This is a genomic window from Pseudomonas sp. MYb2, assembly GCF_002979955.1.
Lineage (GTDB): Bacteria > Pseudomonadota > Gammaproteobacteria > Pseudomonadales > Pseudomonadaceae > Aquipseudomonas.
In genome coordinates, this window is the sequence record NZ_PCQC01000018.1 from 53,626 (window position 1) to 72,809 (window position 19,184).

17 protein-coding genes are annotated in these 19,184 nt (G+C 61.7%); 9 read left to right on the forward strand and 8 right to left on the reverse strand.

Annotation, left to right across the window (positions count from 1 at the left end; genetic code table 11):
- Positions 1–72 precede the first annotated feature (72 nt).
- The 7 genes from CQ009_RS23945 (at position 73) to CQ009_RS23975 (ending at position 7,444) form a co-directional block, all read left to right on the forward strand.
- Positions 73–1,158 (forward strand): ABC transporter ATP-binding protein, encoded by a 1,086-nt coding sequence (locus CQ009_RS23945; RefSeq protein ID WP_105708901.1) that lies wholly within the window; start codon positions 73–75, stop codon positions 1,156–1,158.
- Position 1,159: 1 nt separating this feature from the next.
- Positions 1,160–2,077 (forward strand): ABC transporter permease, encoded by a 918-nt coding sequence (locus tag CQ009_RS23950; protein WP_105708902.1) that lies wholly within the window; start codon positions 1,160–1,162, stop codon positions 2,075–2,077.
- Positions 2,074–2,862, forward strand: a complete 789-nt coding sequence (locus CQ009_RS23955; RefSeq protein WP_105708903.1) for an ABC transporter permease — start codon at positions 2,074–2,076, stop codon at positions 2,860–2,862. The genes CQ009_RS23950 and CQ009_RS23955 overlap by 4 nt, the downstream gene beginning before the upstream one ends.
- Before the next feature lie 18 nt (positions 2,863–2,880).
- The gene (locus CQ009_RS23960) at positions 2,881–3,933 is read left to right on the forward strand and encodes an extracellular solute-binding protein (protein ID WP_105708904.1); all 1,053 of its coding nucleotides are present in this window, start codon (positions 2,881–2,883) and stop codon (positions 3,931–3,933) included.
- Between the two features lie 156 nt (positions 3,934–4,089).
- A complete protein-coding gene (locus CQ009_RS23965; RefSeq protein WP_105708905.1) occupies positions 4,090–5,286 on the forward strand; it encodes an amidohydrolase family protein in 1,197 nt (398 codons plus the stop codon).
- Complete coding sequence (locus CQ009_RS23970) at positions 5,283–6,770, forward strand: amidohydrolase family protein (RefSeq protein ID WP_105708906.1); 1,488 nt, start codon at positions 5,283–5,285, stop codon at positions 6,768–6,770. Before CQ009_RS23965 ends, CQ009_RS23970 begins: the two co-directional genes overlap by 4 nt.
- Positions 6,771–6,781: 11 nt before the next feature.
- Positions 6,782–7,444 carry a flavin reductase family protein gene (locus CQ009_RS23975; protein ID WP_105708907.1) on the forward strand — a complete coding sequence of 221 codons (663 nt, stop codon included), beginning with the start codon at positions 6,782–6,784 and terminating at the stop codon, positions 7,442–7,444.
- A 94-nt stretch (positions 7,445–7,538) separates the two neighbouring features.
- On the opposite strand, the gene CQ009_RS23980 is transcribed toward CQ009_RS23975, so the two are convergent.
- The 8 genes from CQ009_RS23980 to CQ009_RS24020 all read right to left on the reverse strand — a co-directional run bounded on the left by CQ009_RS23980 (position 7,539) and on the right by CQ009_RS24020 (position 16,363).
- Positions 7,539–8,198, reverse strand: coding sequence for a DUF799 domain-containing protein (locus CQ009_RS23980; protein ID WP_064387695.1), 660 nt, complete (start codon positions 8,196–8,198; stop codon positions 7,539–7,541).
- On the reverse strand, positions 8,195–8,563 hold the full coding sequence (locus CQ009_RS23985; RefSeq protein WP_064387696.1) for a DUF4810 domain-containing protein: 369 nt from the start codon (positions 8,561–8,563) through the stop codon (positions 8,195–8,197). The genes CQ009_RS23980 and CQ009_RS23985 overlap by 4 nt, the downstream gene beginning before the upstream one ends.
- Positions 8,564–8,591: 28 nt before the next feature.
- Entirely contained in the window at positions 8,592–9,278 is a 687-nt protein-coding gene (locus CQ009_RS23990; RefSeq protein WP_161806640.1) for a CsgG/HfaB family protein, read from the reverse strand.
- Between the two features lie 265 nt (positions 9,279–9,543).
- On the reverse strand, positions 9,544–12,621 hold the full coding sequence (locus CQ009_RS24000) for an error-prone DNA polymerase (RefSeq protein ID WP_105708909.1): 3,078 nt from the start codon (positions 12,619–12,621) through the stop codon (positions 9,544–9,546).
- Positions 12,618–14,033 carry a DNA polymerase Y family protein gene (locus CQ009_RS24005; protein WP_064387699.1) on the reverse strand — a complete coding sequence of 472 codons (1,416 nt, stop codon included), beginning with the start codon at positions 14,031–14,033 and terminating at the stop codon, positions 12,618–12,620. The genes CQ009_RS24000 and CQ009_RS24005 overlap by 4 nt, the downstream gene beginning before the upstream one ends.
- Before the next feature lie 7 nt (positions 14,034–14,040).
- Positions 14,041–14,658: a translesion DNA synthesis-associated protein ImuA gene (gene imuA, locus CQ009_RS24010; protein ID WP_105708910.1), complete on the reverse strand. Its 618-nt coding sequence runs from the start codon at positions 14,656–14,658 to the stop codon at positions 14,041–14,043.
- Complete coding sequence (gene lexA, locus CQ009_RS24015; protein ID WP_105708911.1) at positions 14,658–15,275, reverse strand: transcriptional repressor LexA; 618 nt, start codon at positions 15,273–15,275, stop codon at positions 14,658–14,660. Before lexA ends, imuA begins: the two co-directional genes overlap by 1 nt.
- A gap of 170 nt (positions 15,276–15,445) precedes the next feature.
- Positions 15,446–16,363, reverse strand: a complete 918-nt coding sequence (locus CQ009_RS24020) for a LysR family transcriptional regulator (RefSeq protein ID WP_105708912.1) — start codon at positions 16,361–16,363, stop codon at positions 15,446–15,448.
- A gap of 103 nt (positions 16,364–16,466) precedes the next feature.
- On the opposite strand from CQ009_RS24020, the gene CQ009_RS24025 reads away from it, so the two are divergent.
- Both CQ009_RS24025 and CQ009_RS24030 read left to right on the forward strand, forming a co-directional pair.
- Positions 16,467–18,209, forward strand: a complete 1,743-nt coding sequence (locus CQ009_RS24025) for an amidohydrolase (protein WP_105708913.1) — start codon at positions 16,467–16,469, stop codon at positions 18,207–18,209.
- Between the two features lie 184 nt (positions 18,210–18,393).
- Complete coding sequence (locus CQ009_RS24030; RefSeq protein ID WP_105708914.1) at positions 18,394–19,131, forward strand: TorF family putative porin; 738 nt, start codon at positions 18,394–18,396, stop codon at positions 19,129–19,131.
- The last annotated feature ends 53 nt before the right edge of the window (positions 19,132–19,184 follow it).

Consider the following 19,184-nt stretch of genomic DNA (forward strand, 5'->3'; position numbering starts at 1 on the left):
CACGCAGATTAATCCGGGTATTTCTAAATTGCATTCAGATATTGCATACAATAAATAGAGGATTGCACCATTATGGGTCAACCAATAGCAATTGAAGTGCGCAACGTCTCTAAACGCTACTCCGACGATCCCGGCCTTGCGCCAGCCCTCGACAATGTCTCGGTGAACATCGCCGACAACGAGTTCTTCACCCTGCTCGGCCCCTCGGGCTGCGGCAAAACCACCCTGCTGCGCACCATCGCCGGTTTCGAACATGTCAGTGAAGGCGAGATTCGTCTGGCCGGTGAGCCGGTCAATGATTTGCCGCCGTTCAAGCGTCGGGTCAACACGGTGTTCCAGAGCTACGCGCTGTTTCCGCACATGAGTGTCGCGCAGAATATCGCCTTCGGGCTCGAGATGCAGGGTCTTGAACGCAAGTTGATACCGGATCGGGTCAACGAGATGCTCGCGTTGGTGCAAATGGAACATCTGGCCGGGCGCAAACCAGCGCAATTGTCCGGCGGCCAGCAACAGCGCGTGGCTCTGGCCCGGGCCTTGGCGCCGAAACCCAAAGTCTTGCTGCTGGATGAACCGTTGTCGGCACTCGATCTGAAGCTGCGCAAGGAAATGCAGGTCGAACTCAAGCGTGTACAGAAAGAAGCCGGCATCACCTTCATTTTCGTCACCCACGATCAGGAAGAAGCGCTGACCCTGTCCGATCGCATCGCCGTGATGTCGGCCGGCAAGATCCTGCAGATCGGCACGCCAACCGATATCTACGAACATCCGAAGCATCATTTTGTCGCGCAGTTTATCGGCGACATCAACTTCCTACCCGGCCAGCTCAAGCACGGCGAGCACAACGAAAAGCTCTTCGTGCCCAACGGCATGCCGATCGAAATCCCCTGCCAGCAACAGAGCTTTACTGGCAGCAGCGTGCAACTGGCGTTCCGCCCGGAGCGCTCGCAATTGGTCGACGCCAGCGAGCCGCATCACCTGCGCGGGATCATCGAAGCCGTGCTCTACGTTGGCACCGCGACGCTCTACCAGTGCCGCCTGAACAACGACATCAAAGTCATGCTGCGCGAAAACAACGAAGGCCTGAACCAAAGCCGCGCGGTTGGCGAACGCATCGCCGTGCACCTGCCGCCGCATGCCTGCCTGTTGATGGAGGCCTGAGATGAGCGTCAGCAGCACTTCCCCTGCCCTCAACCGCGCGCTGTTGCTCAGCCCGGTGGTGTTGACCCTGCTCGCCCTGATCGCCATTCCGCTGGGAATCATGGGCTACATCAGCCTGCTGCCGCGCAACACCTATGGCGGCGTCGACTGGCAAGCGCAATGGCAACTGCAAAGCTATGTGCAGCTGTTTTTCCAGGAAGGTTTTGACGGTGAACTGGAACTGAACTGGGTCTATGCGCAAGCGCTGTTGCGCTCGGTGTTGCAAGCCGGCGGCACCACCGTGTTGTGCTTTCTGTTCGGTTTTCCGGTGGCGTTGTGGATGTCGAGCCTGACCCCGCGCCGACGCAACCTGATGGTGTTGCTCATCACCATTCCGTTCTGGACCAACCTGCTGATCCGCAACTACGCGTGGCTGATCATCCTGCGCGAACACGGTTGGGTCGCACAAAGCCTTAACGCGCTGTTGCCCAGTGCCGGCGGTATCACCCTGCTCTACAACGATTTCGCGGTGAGTGTCGGTCTGGTCTACAGCTTCCTGCCGTTCATGATTCTGCCGATCTATTCGACCCTGGAAAAACTCGACTGGCGTCTGGTTGAAGCGGCCTACGACCTCGGCGCGAATCGCTGGCACGCATTGCGCCGAATCATCCTGCCGCTGTCGATGCCCGGCGTGATTGCCGGTGCGTTGCTGGTGTTCGTGCCGAGCCTCGGTGCCTTCATCACCCCGGCGATTCTCGGCGGCGGCAAGACCCTGATGATCGGCAATCTGATCCAGCAACAGTTCGGCACGGCGCGCAACTGGCCGCTGGGCAGTTCGCTGTCGTTCCTGTTGCTGGCGATTCTGCTGGTGTCGCTGGTGCTTTACGCGCTGTACAGCCGCCATGCGGCGAAGACTATTAATCGGGGGGCGAAAGCATGATTTCCCTGCACCTGAAAAAACTCCCGGCAACCCGCGAAATCAGCCTGCTGATCCTCGCCTATCTGTACCTGCCGATCTTCGTGTTGATCGCCTACAGCTTCAACGCCAACCGCTCGGCGACGGTGTGGACCGAGTTTTCGTTTGCCTGGTACGGGCGGATTCTCGCCAATCCGTCGATCCAGACGGCGGCGCTGAATTCGATCATCGTCGCGTCCCTCGCCACGGTCTGCGCCACGGCGATTGCGCTGCTCGCGGCGCTGGCGACGTACCGACCGTTCTACGGACAGAAAATGGTCGAGGGTGGGATCAACCTGCCGCTGATCCTGCCGGAGATCGTCACCGCTGTGGCGACCTTGCTGCTGTTCATGGCGTTGGGCATCAAGCTCGGTTTGCTCACGGTGATCGTCGCGCACATCGGCTTCTGCATTCCCTTCGCTTACCTGCCGATCCGTGCGCGGCTCAACGATCTGGACAAAAGCCTGCTCGAAGCGGCGAACGATCTGTACGCCAATCCTTGGCAAGTATTCCGCCGCGTGACCTTGCCGCTGTTGTGGCCGGCGGTGTTGTCCGGTGCGGTGCTGGCGTTCGTGGTCAGCCTCGACGACTTCATCATGACCTTCTTCGTCGCCGGCCCCGGTTCGACGACGTTGCCGGTGTACATCTTCTCGGCGATCAAGGCCGGCGTTACCCCGGAAATCAATGCGATCTCAACGCTGATGCTGCTGATCTCGATTGTCCTGGTGGTGCTGGCCTTCTGGTTGGGCCAACGCGGTAAACAACAATAAATCTGGAGCGCTCTGTTCATGAAAAGCAAAAGCATGCGTCTGGCAATGTCCGGTCTGGCCCTGAGTTGTTTCGCCGCGTTCGGCGCCCACGCCGCCGAACCGAAAGAACTGTTTTTCTACAACTGGACCGACTACTACCCGGTCGATCTGTTGGCCAAGTTCGAGAAGGAAACCGGCATCAAGGTAACCATGGACGGTTACGACAGCAACGAAACCCTGCTCGCCAAATTACAGGCCGGCGGCGCCGCGTATGACGTGATCGTGCCGTCGCAATCGATCATGCAGACGCTGATCAAGCAGGACTTGCTGATGGAAATCGATGCGCCGAGCCTGAGCAACTTCCAGTACGTCAAAGGGCCGTTTCGCGACCCGAGTTTCGACCCGGGACGCAAGTTCTCGGCGCCGTATCTATGGGGCACTACCGGGTTTTCCTACGACAGCGCGCGGGTGCCCGGCGGCAAACTGGATGACTCGTGGAAAGAGTTCTTTGAACCGCGCAAAGAGCTGCAAGGCCAGCTCGCCGCACTGGATACGTCGAGCAGCGTGATCAACGCCGCCAGCCATTATCTGAACGTTGATGAGTGCAGCGAAAACCCGCAGGACGCCAAGCGCATCCTTGAACTGCTGCAAAAGCAGAAGCCGTTTTTGAAGATGTACAGCTCCGACAACACCGTCGACCGCATGGCTTCGGGCGAGGTGATCATGATGCAGAACTGGAACGGTTCTACAGCGCGGGCGACCTTGCAGAAGAGCACGATCGAGTACGTCTATCCGCGTGAAGGCCTGGCCATGTTCCAGGACAACTTCGCCGTGCCGAAAAGCGCGCCGCACCCGGGCAACGCGAAGATTTTTATCGACTGGATGATGAAGCCTGAGAACGCCGCCGCCGTGTCCAACGCCATTGCTTACGCCAACGGGATTCAGAGCGATTCGTTGCTCGATCCGAAGTGGAAGGTGATGGACGCGATCAACATGCCTGAGGAATACGCCTCGCGTTTGCGCCCGGAAAAGGAGTGCAGCAACAAGGCAAGGGAGCTGCAGGACCGGATCTGGTCGAAGCTCAAGGGTTGATCACCTGATCTGAAATCGAGGTGCGGCCATCGCTGGCAAGCCAGCTCCCACAGGAATCTGTGTCGCACATAGAAAGTGGGCACACCTCGACACCTGTGGGAGCTGGCTTGCCAGCGATGAGACCCGCCCAGACACCATTGAACCAGAGGTAAAGAAATGACCCAGCCACACTGGCTCCGCAACGTGCGCCCCTACGGCGCCCAAGCCGAAGACCTGCTGATCGAAAACGGCCGATTCGCCCAGCGCCGCCCGGCCAGCAACACGCCGCTGGCCGGCACCGACATCGACGGCCACAATCAACTGCTCACCAGCGCGCTGGTCGAAAGCCACGTCCACCTTGACAAAACCCTCTACGGCCAACCCTGGCGCCCGAACAGCGCCGGGCCGACGCTCAAGGATTACATCAGCAACGAACGCCGCATCCTCCGTGAAGTGACCGCACCCATCGCCGAACGCGCAGGCGCGCTGCTGGAAAACTGCATCGCTCGCGGTTCGCTGACCATGCGCTGCCATGTCGATATCGACCCGGAATTCGGCTTGCGTCACGTCGAGGCCATGCAGCAGTTGCGCGAACGCTACAAAGACCTCATCGACCTGCAACTGGTGGTGTTCCCGCAAACCGGTTTGATCAGCCGCCCCGGTACCGCCGAACTGATGCGTGAAGCGATGGCATTGGGCGTCGAAAACGTCGGTGGGCTCGACCCGTGCGGCATCGACAACGACCCGATCGCACAACTGGATTTCATCTTCAAACTGGCGGCTGAGTTTGGCCGAGGCGTGGACATTCACCTGCATGACAAAGGTGAGTTGGGTCTGTGGCAGATCGCGCTGATCGCCGATTACACCGAGCGTTTCAGCCTGCAAAACCGCGTGATGATCAGCCACGCCTACTGCCTCGGCATGCTGCCGTGGAGTCAGGTCAAACCGCTTGCCGAGCGGTTGGCGGTGTTGGGGATTTCGCTGATGAGTTCGGCGCCGGCCGACACCGCCGTGCCGCCGTTTCTGGCATTGCATGAGACTGGCGTGAATGTCTGCCTGGGCTCTGACGGCATCCGCGATGCGTGGTCGCCGATGGGCAATGGCGACATGCTCGAACGGGCGATGCTGCTGGCGTTTCGCTTTGACCTGGGCAAGGACGATGAACTGGCGGCGGCGTTCGAGGCGGCCACGGTTAACGGTGCGCGGGCGCTGGGCGTCGAGGATTACGGCTTTGCCCTCGGGCAGCGTGCTGACTTCTTGTTGATGCCGGTTGAAACCCTTGGCGAAGCGGTGGTTGCGCGGCCATTGCGTCAGGTCTATCGCGGCGGTGTCTTGATCGCCGAAGGTGGCCGTTTGCTGAGCAGCCGTCTGTGAAACGCATCGGTCTGCGCGCCAGTTGCGTGGTCGGTTTCGACGGCACGCAGCATGTGCTGTGGCGCGACGGCGAAGTGGTGTTTGCCGGGTCGCACATCGAGTTCGTCGGGCGTGGTTACGCGGGGCCGGTGGATCAGTGGATCGACTACGGCAATGCGTTGATCGGCCCCGGCTTCATCGATCTGGATGCGCTGGGCGACCTCGACTCCACGGTGCTGACCCTGGATAACGGCGACGAGCGTGCCATGGGGCGCATGTGGTCGTCAGACTATCTGGCCGCTGGCCCGCGTGAGACTTACAGCCCGGAAGAAGAAGTTTTCAAATACCGCTACGCCTTCACCCAGCTGATCCGCAACGGCATCACCACGGCGATGCCGATCACCTCGATGTACTACCGCCAGTGGGCGGAAACCTACGACGAGTTTACCGCCGTCGCAGGCGTTGCCGGCGAACTGGGTCTGCGCACTTACCTCGGCCCCTGCTACATGAGCGGCATGAGTTACTGGCAGGCTGACGGCACCCTCGCCCATCACTGGGATGAGGATCGCGGGCTGGCCGGACTGGATACCGCTGAACGCTTCTTCAAGGATTTCGACGGTGCGCACAACGGTTTGATTCGCGCTGCGCTGCTGCCGGATCGCATCCAGACCTGCACGCCGGCATTGCTGCAGCGCACCTCGGCGCTGAGCCGCGAACTGAACGCACCCATGCGCCTGCACTGCTGTCAGGCGCTCGGCGAAGTAACGATGGTTGAGCAGTTGCGCGGTGATTCGCCGTTGAGCTGGTTACAACGGCTGGACCTGCTCACACCGCGCAGCCTGTTGCCGCATGGCATCTACACCGCTGGCGATGACGACCTGCAACGAGTGGTCGACGGTGGCACGAGTCTGGTGCATTGCCCTTTGGTGTTTGCCCGCGATGGCGAGGCGTTGAACTCGTTCGGACGCTATCGCGCCAAAGGCATCAACCTGGCGTTGGGCACTGACACCTGGCCGGCGGATCTGCTGGAAAACATGCGTCACGGCTTGAACATCGCGCGGTTGATGGAGGGCGGCCCAGCGCTGACCAGCAGCCTCGATCTGTACAACGCCGCGACCCTCGGCGGTGCGCGGGCGCTGGGTCGCGATGACCTCGGACGCCTGGCCCCCGGCGCCAAAGCCGACATTACCGTGTTCAGCCTGCGCGGCCTGCATCTGGGGCCGTTGTTCGATCCCCTGAAAAACCTGTTATTGGCCGGGCGCGGCGACGACTGCATCGCCAGTTATATCGACGGTCGTTGCGTGATGCACGACGGTCAGGTCAACGGTGTCGACTACCCCGCCCTGCAACGTCAGGCGCAACGCCAATTCGAAAAACTCATGCGCAGCCACAGCGACCGGGCCGTGGGCCGACCGGACTGGAAAACCCTGTTCCAGCCAGCCATTCCGTTCGCCGATGACTACAGTGCCAAGGCGCCGTTGAGTGCCATCGATCCACTTTCCTAGAGGTTTTTGCCATGCACAGTTTTGATTTCAGCCAACTCAGCCCACGGGAAAAATACAAGATCCTGATCGGCAGCGTCGTGCCCCGGCCCATTGCACTGGTCACCACCATCGATGGCGAGGGCCGGGTCAATGCCGCGCCGTTCAGCTTCTTCAATGCGCTGTCGGCGGACCCACCGATTCTGGCGCTTGGCGTGGAAAACTACGGCGATCAGAGCCCGAAAGACACCACGCGCAATATCCAGTTGAACCAGGAATTCACCGTGAACATCGTCAGCGATGCATTGGTGGAGGCAATGAACGTCTGCGCCGTGCCGTTCGCGCCGGGTTTCGATGAGTTGACCGCTGCGGGGCTGACGGCAATTGCCGGTACCACGGTGAAATGCCCACGGATCGGCGAAGCGCCGGTCGCGCTGGAGTGCCGACGGATGATGGCGCTGAACATCAGCCAGTCGCGGGAGATCATTTTTGGCGAGGTGTTGATGGCGCATGTGCGCGATGAGTTGATCGATCCGAAGACGCTGTACATCGATCAGTTGGGGCTGGATGCGATCGGGCGCATGGGCGGCCATGGTTATGCGCGAACCCGTGATTACTTCGATCTGCCGACCCGCTCGTTGCAAGCGTGGACGGAAGCACCGGGGGGTGGCGAGCGGTTTTGGCCTGCCGCCAAATAAGCGCCAACAGCAAAAGATCGCAGCCTTCGGCAGCTCCTACAGGGGAATGCATTCCAAATGTAGGAGCTGCCGAAGGCTGCGATCTTTTGATCTATCAGTCCGTGCCGTACTTCGGCGAACGCGGGCCGTACAGCAGCCCCGCCGGATGCCCGGCCGAGAGCAGGCGATTGCTCGCCACACCGGCAATCGGATAACCGGCATCAGTGGAGCTGTTGATGATCTGCTTCACCGCCGCCGTGATCAGCATGCCGATCAGACCGCCACCACCGTTGTTGCCACCCTCTTCGCTCGACGCCCGCGCCGCTCCGGTCCACAGCGTGGTGCCGCTTTTCAGGTCAACCAGTTTCGCTGTCGCGGTCACTGCCGTTTCGCTGCTGATCACCATGTAACGCGTGCCGTATTCGCTCACGGTGATGTACAGCGCCGCATCCGCACCGAAGATTTCCTGCAGCTTGTGCGGCGGTGCCTGATGAATGTCATCCGGCGTGGTCAGGCCGTTCTGGCGGAAGGTTTCGTCCACCAGCGCGATCGGCAACACGTAATAACCGGCTTCGGCCAGCGGGAACGTCACTTGCGACAGCAGGCTGTACGACGCCTTCACGTCCGGCGAGGTGTTCAGCGGTGGCAACACCAGAATGGTCTTGGGCCGCGCCTGTTTGTACGCCGAGTAGTCCACGGTCTTCGGCGCGACACAGCCGCCAAGCAGCGTCAGGGCCAGCGCACCGGCCAGCAGTTTCAAGGTGCGCGAGATCATTGCACGACTCCGGCCTTGGCGTTTTTAAGCAGAAAATCCATGTACGTGCCGGACTCGGGGAACAGGGTTTTCTCGGTGTTGAACTGCTGCACCATCTGATCGTCCTTGCCCATGCTCAGGTACAGCAGGCCCAAGTGCGCGTGGTAGCCCGGCGGTACGGCTTTGCCGGTGGAGCGGATCTTTTGCAGATCACGTTCCAGTGCTTCGGCCTGCGCCTCTTTCGGCTCTTCGCCTTTGAAGTATTCGTAGACCTGGGGCTCGTAACCTTCCCACTGGTACAGGGTTTGCGGGCTGCTGCAACCGGCCAGCAAGGCGCTGGCGGCCAGCGTCAGCGCCATCAGCGAGCGCGACAAAGTCAGATTCATGGGTATTGCTCCTTGCAATGGGCGTCGATCAGTTGCCCGGTTTCCAGGCACCGGCGTTCATGCCATCGACCAGACGATTGATCGCCTCGCGCATGGCCAGATCGAGGACTTTGCCGTTGAGGGTCGAATCGTAGGCAGCGGTGCCGCCGAAGCCGATGATTTCGCGGTTGGACAAGGCGTATTCGCCAGCGCCCTGGGTCGAATAAACCACTTCGGAGGTGCTGATGTTGACGATGTTCAGGTTGACCTTGGCGTAAGCGACCTGGGTCTTGCCGCGGCCGAGAATGCCGAACAATTGGTGATCGCCAGTCTCTTTGCGACCGAACTCGGTGACGTCACCGGTGACCACGTAATCAGCACCTTTGAGGCGCTGGGCCTGGCCTTTGATGGCCGCTTCCTGCTGGATTTCGCCCATGTTGTCGCGATCCAGCACGCTGAAGCGGTTGGTCTGCTGCAAGTGAGTGATCAGGATGGTCTTGGCCTGGCCGCCGAGGCGGTCGACACCGTCGGAGAAGATCCCGCGCATGTAGCTGGAGCGGTTGTCGAACTTGCCCACCGCCATTGGCACGCGAACGCCGGTCCAGATCTGCGAAGCGCTTTCAACCTTGGCCACCGGCAGCGCGCGGGAGCTTTCCGTGGCGCAACCGGAGAGTGTGGTGGCAAGGGTGCCAAGCACGGCAATTGCCACGCCTGAAACCAGCATCCGGGAGATCATTCTCACTGGGTAATCCTTTTGAAAAACGGGGGTGTCCCGGCACGGCAATGCGGTACAGGGGCTGAAAAGGGCCGGCATTATGACAAAGTGCCATCATTGAAGACAGGTTTTTTTGACGTCAGTGAATTGGCTGTTCCGGACTTGATCGTTCCCACGCTCTGCGTGGGAATGCAGCCACGGACGCTCCGCGTCCGCTGTGACGCGGAGCGTCACGGGAGGCGTTACCACGCAGAGCGTGGGAACGATCAGACAAGGGGTCGGTGCGCTAATGGAAATCGCGGCTCTGCACGCGGATGCCGTTGAGCAATGGGCTGAGGTCGCTCAAGCGGCCGGCGATCAGATGGCGCACGTCGCCTTCGCGCTCCCAGCGGCCATCGACCCTGAGCAATTGCGAACCGACCAGCACTTGCCGTTGGCGCTCGGCCAGATCGCGCCAGACCACTACGTTGACGTTGCCGAACTCATCTTCCAGCGTCACAAACGTCACGCCGCTGGCAGTCCCCGGTCGTTGGCGCCCGGTGACCAGCCCGGCAATGCTCACCGGCCTGCCATGCTCAACGTCGAGCAACTCCTGCGAACTGCGGCAGCGGCGCACCTTCAACTCGCCGCGCAACAGCGCCAGTGGATGCGGCCCCAGTGTGGTGCCCACCGTAGCGTAATCGGCGTGCAGGTCCTCGCCGACGCTGGGTTTTGGCAGCACCACGTCGGGTTCTTCCTGGCTGGGCAACCCGGCAAATAATCCGAGCTGCTTCTGCACCCCGGCCACCTCCCAACGCGCCCGATGTCGGTGCCCGGCCAAACCGCGCAGCGCTCCGGAGTCCGCCAACAGCGCCTGCGCCCGGCTGTCCAGCGCGGCGCGTTCACCAAGATCGGCGACATCGGCAAACGCCCCACGCGAGCGCGCCGCTTCGATGCGCCGGGCGTCCTCCTCGCGAAAGCCCTTGATCATCCGCAAGCCCATGCGAATCGCCGGTTGCGCCGCCGTGGTGGTTTCCAGGCTGCAATCCCAGTCACTGGCACGCACGTCCACCGGGCGAATCTGCAACTGATGCCGGCGCGCGTCCTGCAGAATCTGATCGGGGCTGTAGAAACCCATCGGCCAACTGTTGATCAGCGCACAGGCGAACGCCGCCGGTTCGTGGCACTTGAGCCAGCAACTGGCATAGGTCAGCAAGGCAAAACTGGCAGCGTGGGATTCGGGGAAGCCGTAGCTGCCGAAGCCTTTGATCTGCTCGAAAATCTGCGCGGCGAACTCCGGTGTGTAGCCGTTTTTCTTCATCCCGGCGGCGAGGCGTTCCTTGTGCGGCTCCAATCCACCGTGGCGTTTCCACGCGGCCATCGAGCGGCGCAGTTGATCGGCCTCGCCTGGGCTGTAATCGGCGGCGACGATGGCGATCTGCATCACCTGTTCCTGAAACAGCGGTACGCCGAGGGTGCGTTTGAGCACCACTTCCAGCTCCGGCGACGGGTAGGTTTCCTTTTCTTCTTTATTTCGACGCCGCAAATACGGATGCACCATCCCGCCCTGAATCGGCCCCGGGCGGACGATGGCCACCTCAATCACCAGGTCATAGAACTTCGCCGGTTTCAGGCGCGGCAACATCGACATCTGCGCCCGCGACTCGATCTGAAACACGCCGATGGTGTCGGCGCGGCTGATCATCTCGTAAGTCGGTTTGTCCTCGGCCGGAATCGTCGCCAGGCTCAAGTCCAGATTCCGATGTCGGCGCAGCAGGTCGAAGCAACGGCGGATCGCGCTGAGCATGCCGAGGGCAAGGATATCCACCTTGAGCAGGCCGACCGCGTCGAGGTCGTCCTTGTCCCATTGAATGATCGTGCGCTCGGCCATGGCCGCGTTCTCGACCGGTACCAGCGTGTCCAGCGGCTGTTCGGAAATCACGAAACCACCGGGGTGTTGCGACAGGTGTCGGGGGAAGCCGATCAGTTGCCCGGTCAGGCTCAGTACGCGGCGCAGCACCGGGCTTTCGGGATCGAAGCCTCCCTCGAGCAAGCGTTCCAGCGGCGGTGTTTCATCGCTCCAGTGGCCGCAGCAATCGGCCAGTGCGTTGATTTGATCCGGCGGCAGGCCCAAGGCCTTGGCCACGTCGCGTACGGCGCCGGCGGCGTGGTAAGTACTGACCACCGCGGTCAGCGCCGCGCGACCACGGCCGTAACGGCGAAACACGTATTGCAGGACTTCTTCGCGGCGTTCGTGTTCGAAGTCGACGTCGATATCCGGCGGTTCGTTGCGCTCCTTGGACATGAAGCGTTCGAACAGCAACGTGGTGCGGTCCGGGTCGATTTCGGTAATGCCCAAGGCAAAACACACCGCCGAGTTGGCCGCCGAGCCACGACCCTGACAGAGAATCTGCTGCTCGCGGGCGAAGCGCACCACGTCGTGCACAGTGAGAAAGTAGCTTTCATAACCGAGCTCGGCGATCAGTTGCAGTTCATCGTCGATCTGCTTGAGAACCTTGGCTTGCGGGCCTTTGGGCCAGCGCCAGGCAATGCCTTCTTCGGTCAGATGGCGCAGCCAGGAACTGGCGCTATATCCCTCGGGCACCAGTTCCTTGGGATATTGATACCGCAATTCGCCCAGATCGAAAGTACAGCGCCGCGCCAGATTCACCGATTCGTCGAGCAATGCCTGCGGATACAACTCGCGCAACACCTCGACACTGCGCAAATGTCGCTCGCCATTGGGGTGCAGGCGCAACCCGGCCTCGGCCACCGGCACGTGATGGCGGATCGCGGTCATGGTGTCCTGCAAGGCGCGTCGGCCTCGGGCGTGCATGTGCACATCGCCGCTGGCCACGGCCGGAATCTGCAACTCGGCGGCCAGACTCAACAACCTTGCCAAGCGCTGCTGATCGTCCTGGCCGCGATGCAACTGCACCGCCAGCCACAGGCGCTCGCCGAAGATCTGTTTCAGCCAACGGCCCTCTTCCACCTGCTCAAGCGAATCCGGCACCCACAACACCAGCAGCCCCGGTTGCGGCTCGCTGAAATCTTCGCGCAGCACCTGATACTGGCCTTTCTGCGTGCGTCGTCGGGCGCGGGTGATCAAGCCGCACAAGGCCTGATAACCGGCGAGGTTCTCCACCAGCAGCACCAGTTTCGGGCCGTTTTCGATGCGCACTTCACTGCCGATGATCAGCGGCAGCTCAACCGATTTCGCCGCTTGCCACGCCCGCACAATCCCGGCCAGCGTGCATTCATCGGTGATCGCCAGCGCCTGATAGCCATGCTTTTTCGCCCGCTGGAACAGTTCCAGCGCACTGGAGGCACCGCGCTGGAAACTGAAGTTCGACAGGCAGTGCAGTTCGGCATAACCGTCGTTCATGCAAACCAGCCCTGCAGCCACAACGGACCGCCCTCACCCACCGCGCGATAAGCCCAACCCTGTTGGCCGGCGCGGTTCTGGATCAGGTAATAATCGCGGCGCACATCGTCGCCGTCCCACCAGCCCGACTCGATGCGTTCCGGGCCCATGAGAATCCGCGCCGAACCTTGCGGCACGCTCTGCGGTTCATCGAGCAACCAGCCCGGACGGTGCACGCCCGGCAACGCAGTGCAGCGCTGTTTGTCGACGCCGTTCTGCCATGCGCACTCGGGCCGATGATCGGCCTGAAAACGCAGCCCCTGCACCGCGTCATCGCCCAAGCGTGCACGCAAGCGTTCGCGCAACTGCTGCCACGGCAAGGTTTGCTGCGGGCGGTCATCGAACAGCTCCTGAAACTGCGGGACGAAGCTCGGCAGGTCCTCGGCGCGCAGACGAAAGCCGCGCACCGGCGCCTCGACCTGCACTTGCTCCAGCCGCCCACGGGCCAGTTCGAACAGCATCGCCGGATCACGTTCGGCGCTGAGCAGGCCAACCTTGATTACGCTGTCCGGCAACCCGGCGTGCTCCAGATGCAGATCGAAACGCTGCACGCCGCTGTCACGCCCGCAGAGGAACGCCGACAGATCGCCGGTCAAACGGCGTAACGGGAACAGCAACGCCTGATGCGATTGCACGTCGAAATTCAGCTCGATGCGCACATCGAAACGATCCGGCGGCAGGTAAAACGCCAGCGCCAACGGGCGCGCGCCGAACAGGGTGTCGAGGTGCTTGAGCATCGGCGCTTCGAAACGTCGGGCCAGTGCCTGACGGGGCAAGCTCTGCACCTGACTGAGATTACGCAGGCCCATACGCGACAACGCTGTAGCCACACTCGGTTCCAGGCCGACGCGGTCGACAGGCAACTGGCCAAGGTGATGCTGCAAGGCTTCGCCGTCGGGCACCACCAATCCATCGTAAGCATTGGCCAGCACCCGCGCCGCCACTGGATTCGGCGCGGCGACGATGCGATGACGAAAGCCCAAGTCCGTCAGTTCCTTGCGCAGGCGCGCTTCGAACTGCGCCCAGGAACCGAACAGGCCCAGGCTGGATTCGATCTCGAACACCACGGTGCGCGGGTAATGCACGCTGACCTGCGCGCTGAAACCGTAGGCCCATGCGGCCAAAAACTGCTGCCAGTGCTCGACCTCGGCGGCCTCGTAATCAGCGGTGGCAAACCCCTTGCTCATGGCCTGGGCGGCAGTCATCGACTGGCCGGCGCGCAGACCGAGTTTGCGCGCGGCAGGATTGACCGCTTGCAGCACCCGGCGCTGGGCCGGGCCGCTGAGCAGCACCAACGGCTCATCGGGATCGGGACGCTGACGCAGCACCGCGTCCAGCGCCAATTGCGGGAATAGAATGCAGACCCAGCGCATGGCGACCTCAATGACCCACGGCAAAGGCAATCGGCGCCGTACGCGCGAGTCCGCCACGGCACTTGAGGACGCGCAACTGTGCAGGTTTGGCGTCGATGGCGATGCGCAACGCCGCCGGTGACGGGTTGACCGCTTCGCTCAACGGGCGCCAGGCAAATGCCAGGGTCTGACCGGTTTCCGCCGCCACCTGCAAACGCCGCAACGCACGGTCATCGGCCTTGTGCGGCCAGCACAGTACGGCGCCGCAACTGCCCGAACGCAGGCACTGTTCCGCCGCCCACAAGGCATCGCGCTCAGAGGCCTGAATCACCGACAACTGGCGCAGATCGACCCCGGCGTTTTCCCACGCTTGCGGGTACGGCACGAACGGCGGCGCCACCAGCACAATGCGCTCACCCGCCGCCGCCAACCGCGCCAGCGTTGGCCAGACCAGTTGCAGTTCGCCGACACCGGGGCCGGCCAAGAGGATTTCGCTCAGCGCCGCTTCCGGCCAGCCACCGCTGGGCAGTGCCGCGTCCAGCGCCGCATGCCCGGTCGGCTGCGGGCTGGCAGCCGGTGGCGCAGGCCGGCCCTTCCAGATCTGGCCGCCATTGAACAGCGTATCCAACGCAACGACGGCGCCCATCAGCCTTGCCTCACCAGACCGCAGAACACCCCTTCGATGGCCAGGTCCTGATCGTCGCGCACGACAATCGGCTGGTACGCCGGGTTGCGCGGCAACAGCCGCACTTCATCGCCGAGCCGTTCGAAGCGTTTGATGGTGACTTCACCGTCGAGCCGCGCCACGACGATCTGGCCGTTGAGCGCCTCGGGATTGCGCCGCACGCCGACCAGATCGCCATCGAGAATGCCGTCCTCGATCATCGAATCGCCCTGCACCCGCAGCATGTAATCGGGTGTGCGCGAGAACAGTGCCGGGTCGAGCAGCAAGCGGCTATGGATGTCGGCATCGGCACCAATCGGCGCACCGGCTGCGACGCGGCCGAGCACAGGAATGTCGAGCAGTTCCGGGCGCGGCGGTTGCCCGAGCAGGCGAATGCCCCGGGCCTGATTGGGGTTGACCTCGATAAACCCCGCTTCGGTCAGCGCGAGCACGTGCTTGCGCGCCACGCTGCGCGAGGCAAAACCAAAAGCCTCGCTGATTTCAGCAAGGCTTGGGGGCTGACCGTGTTCGGCGATGCGATCGCGGATGAAGGTCAGGATGGCGGTACGGCGGGGAGTGAGGTTCGTCATGGAGTACATTTGTACTCTTTTGGCTTTTTCCTGACAAGCGCCGCCAGTCGGCCCACCCCACGTTGATCGTTCCCACGCTCTGCGTGGGAATGCCTCTAGGGACGCTCTGCGTCCAGTGACGCGGAGCGTCACGGGCTGCATTCCCACGCCGGAGCGTGGGAACGATCAGCGCGGGGGTGTTAGCCAAGGCCGCGTTCGGCGAGGAATTCGGCGATGTAATCGATGAAGGCGACAACCTTGGCCGTCGCCCGTCGATGACTCGGGTACACCGCGAGAATGTGCGGGCCAAAGGTGTCCGGGTCGATCTCGTAATCCGCCATTACCCGCACCAATCGCCCGTCGGCAATGTACGGCGCGGCGCTCCACAGCGGCGTGTGCAGCAAACCGCGCCCGGCCAAAGCACTGGCCAGCAACAAATCGTAATTATCGCTGCGCAACAGCGGTGCCGCCGGTTGCGCCAGGCTCAAGCGCTGCCCGTCGCGCTCGGCCCACCAGAATTCGCGGCTGAGCAACGGATGCTGATAGAGCAGCCATTCATGCTGTTCAAGGGTCTGCGGATTGACCGGCAAGCCCTTGCGCGCCAGATACTCCGGGCTGCCACACAGGGCCAGACGATTGCTGCCGACCACCCGCGCAATCAGCCCCGGCAAGTCATCGTGGCCCTCACGCAACGCCAGGTCGTAGCCACTTTCCAGCAGATTGACGAAGGCATCGCACAGGTCCACTTGCAGACTGATCTGCGGGTATTGCTGCAAAAATCCGTCACACACCTGATCGAGAAACGCCCGCCCATACGCCAGCGGCGCGGTGATTTTCAGGCTGCCGCGCAAACCGTGCTGCAACTGTTCGATTTCCTCGCTGGCCTCATCGAGCCGCTGCAACACCAGCCGCGCGGTTTCCAGGTACACCCGGCCGATTTCGGTGAGCAAAATCCGCCGCGTGCTGCGCTCGAACAGCCGTGCGCCCAGCTCCGCTTCCAGGTGATTGACCGCTTTGGTCAGCGCCGACGGGGTCTTGCCCAACTGCTCGGCGGCGCGGCTGAAACTGCCGAGCTGCGCGGTGACCACGAACATTTTCAATGCACCCAACTTGTCCATGCTTTTTCCATTTAGGCAAAAACGTTTTTCGTGAGGCAGGCGTTCTGTCAGACGCTACCAGCCACTAATCTCGCCATCAGACGCAATAACAAGGAAATCTTCAATGAAAAGATTCATCCCGAGTCTGTTGGCAGCCGCTGTAAGTTTTGCCTCGATGGAAGCCATGGCCGCCACCGATCTGGTGCTGCTCAACGGCAAGATTTTCACCGCCGACCGCGCGCAACCCAAGGTGCAAGCACTGGCCGTAGAGAACGGCAAAGTGCTGAAAGTCGGCAGCGACGCGCAGATCAAAGCCTTGATCGAACCCGGCACAAAAGTCATCGACCTCAAGGGCAAAGCGCTGATGCCCGGCCTGATCGACAGCCATTCCCACGCGATTTTCGGCGGTCTGGAAATGGTCTCGGCGAACATGGAGGACGAAGTCGTCAACCTCGACGAACTGCAAAAACGCCTGCGCGACTGGCGTGAAGACGGCAAGGCCAAACATGGCGACGTGCTGAGCATTGCCGGCATGAGTTCGGCTTATTGGGCGCAAGCCGAAGCCTTGGGCAACACCTTCAATAGCGGCGAATGGGCCAATGTGCCGGTGGTGTTTATCGGCAGCGACCACCACACGGCATGGGCCAACAACGTCATGCTCAAGCGTGCCGGGATTGACGCGGCGCTGCTGAAAACCCTGCCCGATGCGGAAAAAGACACCATCGGCAAACTGGCCAGTGGCGAGCCGAACGGTTTTGTGGTCGACGCCGGATGGGATCGGGTCGCCTCGAAAATGCCGGTGCCGAGCCCCGCCGACATGTTGAACGCCGCCAAATCCGCAGTGCGCTACAACAACAGCCTCGGCATCACTGCCTGGATGGACCCAGCCGCCAACGCCGCACCGGGCGAAGCAGTGTTCGCGCTCAAACCGACCGAGAAAACCGTCGGCGTGCTGCCGGCCTATAAAGCGCTGTCGCAAAGCGGCGCAATGAGCGTGCACGTCGCCGCGTTGCTGGTGGCCAACCCGAAAAGCGTGCCCGCCGACCTCGATACGCTGGACAAGGTGCGCCAGCAATTTCAGGGCATCCCCAACCTGACGCTGCCCGGCATCAAGATCTTCGCCGACGGCGTGATTGAATTCCCGGCGCAGAGCGCGGCGATGATCGATCCGTACAGCAACTCGCACAAACAGGGCGAACTGCTAATCGACCCGCAGCATTTCGGCGAACTGGTCAGCGCCATCGATCAGCGCGGCTGGCTGGTGCATATCCATGCGATCGGCGACCGCGCCGTGCGTGAATCGCTGAACGGCATCGCTCAGGCGCGCAAGGATCGACAGAGCGGCGTGACCCACTCGATCACTCACCTGCAAATGGTCAATCCGAAAGAGTTCGCCCGCTTCAAACCGCTCAATGTCATCGCCTCAATGCAACTGCTGTGGGCCAGTGCCGATGACTACACCACCGACATGATCAAGCCCTACGTCAGCGCCCTCGCCTTTCGCTATCAGTACCCGGCGCATTCGCTGCTCAAACAGGGCGCGACGATTGCCGGCGCGAGTGACTGGCCGGTGTCGACGCCGAATCCGTTCAACGCCATGGCGCAGGCGATCACCCGCGTCGGCCCGTTGGGCGTGCTCAATGCCGATGAACGTCTGGATCGCGAAACGATGTTCTACGCCTACACCGTCAACGCGGCACGGACGATTGGCCTGGAGCAGCAGATTGGCTCGCTGACGCCGGGCAAGCAGGCTGATTTTATCGTCCTCGACCGCGACGTGTTCAGCGTCGACAACAAGGCCCTGCATGACACCCAGGTTTTGCAAACCTGGTTCGGCGGTCGTCAGGTCTACACCGCCGCAAAATAACAACACTGTTCCCCTGTGGGAGCGAGCCTGCTCGCGAAGGCGGCGTATCAGTCGCCATCAATGCTGAATGAACCACCGCTTTCGCGAGCAGGCTCGCTCCCACAGGGTCTGTGAGGGTGGTCGAAATCGAATCCCCCCGCAGTTCTCTTTCTGCCCAAAAATAATCACAACATCGGGACTCCACATGAAAGCCTTGCCCCTGTTCGCCCTGAGTTTGTTGAGCGCGCTGCCCTTGAGCAGCCAAGCGATCCCTTTGAATGATGATTTTGCGCTGGTGGTGGACCTGAATTTAGCCAGCGATTACCGCACTCGCGGCATCTCGCAAACGCAAAACGACCCGGCGGTGCAGGCCGGTCTGACCCTCGCTCACAGCAGCGGCCTGTACCTCGGCGCGTGGAGCTCGAATGTCGATTTCGGCGGGGGGCTAAAAACCCGTCAGGAGGTCGATTACTACGGCGGTTGGCTGTGGCAGCCGACCGAGGATGTCAGTCTCGATCTGGGTTACATCAAGTACGCCTACCCCAAGGAAAGCCAGTTCAACCAGAGCGAGGTTTACGGGATTCTCGGGGTGTACGGGGTGAAACTGGCGGCGTATTACTCCAGCGATGCACCGGGGATCGATAGCAAACAGAGTTCGCTGTACAGCTACATCGGTTATGAAACCGAGTTGCCGTTTGATTCAGGTCTGAAGCTGCGTTACGGCAATATGGATTTCAAGGATCCGCACTTGTACTCGGCGTCGGGCAGCGCTGAAGAGTCGTACCGCGAATGGGAGGTCAAACTCACCCACAATCTGGCCGGGGTGGTGCTGGGGTTGAGCTACATCGATACCGATCTTTCACAAACCCAATGTCTGAGCAATTGGGGTTTCAAAGACGTCTGCACTGCCACCGTCGTCGCCAGCCTCAGCAAATCCTTCTGACCCACCGAAATCCCCCTGTAGGAGTGAGCCTGCTCGCGATAGCGGTGGATAAG

Coding starts and splice junctions, on each gene's coding strand:
- CQ009_RS23945 (WP_105708901.1), top strand. CDS start 73: ATGGGTCAACCAATAGCAATTGAAGTGCGCAACGTCTCTAAACGCTAC.
- CQ009_RS23950 (WP_105708902.1), top strand. CDS start 1,160: ATGAGCGTCAGCAGCACTTCCCCTGCCCTCAACCGCGCGCTGTTGCTC.
- CQ009_RS23955 (WP_105708903.1), top strand. CDS start 2,074: ATGATTTCCCTGCACCTGAAAAAACTCCCGGCAACCCGCGAAATCAGC.
- CQ009_RS23960 (WP_105708904.1), top strand. CDS start 2,881: ATGAAAAGCAAAAGCATGCGTCTGGCAATGTCCGGTCTGGCCCTGAGT.
- CQ009_RS23965 (WP_105708905.1), top strand. CDS start 4,090: ATGACCCAGCCACACTGGCTCCGCAACGTGCGCCCCTACGGCGCCCAA.
- CQ009_RS23975 (WP_105708907.1), top strand. CDS start 6,782: ATGCACAGTTTTGATTTCAGCCAACTCAGCCCACGGGAAAAATACAAG.
- CQ009_RS23980 (WP_064387695.1), bottom strand. CDS start 8,198: ATGATCTCGCGCACCTTGAAACTGCTGGCCGGTGCGCTGGCCCTGACG.
- CQ009_RS23985 (WP_064387696.1), bottom strand. CDS start 8,563: ATGAATCTGACTTTGTCGCGCTCGCTGATGGCGCTGACGCTGGCCGCC.
- CQ009_RS23990 (WP_161806640.1), bottom strand. CDS start 9,278: ATGATCTCCCGGATGCTGGTTTCAGGCGTGGCAATTGCCGTGCTTGGC.
- CQ009_RS24000 (WP_105708909.1), bottom strand. CDS start 12,621: ATGAACGACGGTTATGCCGAACTGCACTGCCTGTCGAACTTCAGTTTC.
- CQ009_RS24005 (WP_064387699.1), bottom strand. CDS start 14,033: ATGCGCTGGGTCTGCATTCTATTCCCGCAATTGGCGCTGGACGCGGTG.
- imuA (WP_105708910.1), bottom strand. CDS start 14,658: ATGGGCGCCGTCGTTGCGTTGGATACGCTGTTCAATGGCGGCCAGATC.
- lexA (WP_105708911.1), bottom strand. CDS start 15,275: ATGTACTCCATGACGAACCTCACTCCCCGCCGTACCGCCATCCTGACC.
- CQ009_RS24020 (WP_105708912.1), bottom strand. CDS start 16,363: ATGGACAAGTTGGGTGCATTGAAAATGTTCGTGGTCACCGCGCAGCTC.
- CQ009_RS24025 (WP_105708913.1), top strand. CDS start 16,467: ATGAAAAGATTCATCCCGAGTCTGTTGGCAGCCGCTGTAAGTTTTGCC.
- CQ009_RS24030 (WP_105708914.1), top strand. CDS start 18,394: ATGAAAGCCTTGCCCCTGTTCGCCCTGAGTTTGTTGAGCGCGCTGCCC.